Source organism: Thermodesulfitimonas sp. (genome assembly GCF_052743955.1).
In genome coordinates this window covers 1-1,622 of the sequence record NZ_JBRAIN010000170.1, presented here as the reverse complement: position 1 = coordinate 1,622, position 1,622 = coordinate 1, and the positions used below count along the sequence as shown (strand labels likewise).

1 protein-coding gene is annotated in these 1,622 nt (G+C 52.8%); it reads right to left on the bottom strand.

From position 1 onward, the window contains the following. Positions 1-586 (bottom strand): LuxR family transcriptional regulator (locus tag ACUVTA_RS09670; protein ID WP_445952725.1); only part of this gene is annotated, 586 nt, incomplete at its 3' end. Positions 587-1,622: the final 1,036 nt, after the last annotated feature.

Genomic DNA, 1,622 nt, shown 5'->3' with positions numbered 1-1,622 from the left:
TTGCCGCTATTTCTTCGTTCTCCAAACCCATTAACCTTAAGTTGAGAATTTCCTCTTCACGTGATGTGAGCTGGAGGGCTTGGTAGCTAGGAGCACTGGCGGGCGGAGAAAATCTGTCTGAAGCTTTATGGTCGGCTTTTCCGGATTCTAGGGATGTTAACCGTTGCTCGATCAGTTTGACTAGCTTTTTTAAAAATGTCGCGACGAGGCCAAGTTCTTTGGCGGCGTGCATTGAGATATCAAGATAACCCAGCGTCCTACCTTTCTGATTTGTTACCGGGCTGGCAACGCACCACCAGTCTTTGAAAAGTTTGCAATAGTGCTGTTTCCCGCGGATGGCTACAAGGCGATTATGCTCCTGCGCCAGAGCCAAGGCGTTGGTGCCGCAACTTGCCTCGGTGAAGACCGTCCCGGGTTTTATGCCAAGATCTTCAGCGGTAACTAACACCTCCGGTGCCGCGAGAATTTTTAGCGCCACTAATTCCGGATCGCAGAGGATGTAGAGAAAATTTTTGGATGGGCCGGTGTAACAATCCGGGGTGATAACCTGTTCGCTAACGACAATAAGTAAGGCGTTCGCTGCCAACCGGGGAGTGAGAGAGGAGTCAGTAAGGATTTTCGCTGGCCTTTCACGTTCAACCGGAACCCCTAATAAGCGGCACCGGGTACGAGAGGCCTCCAGTTCCTCTACGGAGCAGAGATAGAGAAAATAATCACGCGCTCCGGCTCTCTCGGGAAATGGAGGCATAACCCACCCTCCGCACCGCGAAAAGGTGCTCTATAGCTCGAAACTGCTGTATAGACTGGTAGGTCTACTGGACCATATATTATATCGTTGTCATACGGTGAAACAAATTCAGTCCCTATTACCGCGAAATGCGTATTCCGATGAAATCGACCATTGATTCCGAAGTTAATCGACCATCTGTTCCGAGGCAGAAACAACCACTCTCGCAACGAAGCGACGCCTTTACCTTAAATTTAACAACACTAGTCGATTTAAAGCAAGTCTGTTTCCTCCATATGTCCGCGTCAAGATCTAGTAGGTGATTCACGGAGGGAATTTTCCCACGTCGGAGACCCCGCCCAGGACAACCCTGAGCATCACCCCATTAAAGGCTCAGATTACCAAGTCCTGGTCGGTTTAGCGCCCGCAACACATGTTTCACCCACGGAACTCCGGCAGAAGGCCCCCTCAATGCCGGCAAACCCGCTCTAAGCCAACCCCCTACCTCCTCCAGCTTCCGCTTCACCTCCACCCGCACCGCCCGCACTAAATATTCTCGCCTGGCCGGTACTACCGGCCAACGAGAAGTGTACCTCTCAATTACTCCATTAGCCCGCGCAGACAGGACCCGGGCCATCCTGTCCCCTCCCTCCTCCGTCCAACTGGCTCCTAACCTCTTCATCCGCCTCGCCAAGGGGCGGCTTTTTACAGGTAAAATTAAAGAGTTCCCAGGTCAGCGGTTTGGGGACCCTCCTGGGAACTCATCCCCCCCAGAACGGCTCCAGGCCGTCCCGAGCGTCAAGATGAGTATACTCCAGATCCGGGCCGCCGTCAAAATCCTGATTGACCTGTACAGGGCCTTTGTGACGAACCTGCCTTTGAGCGTGCGCCCTTG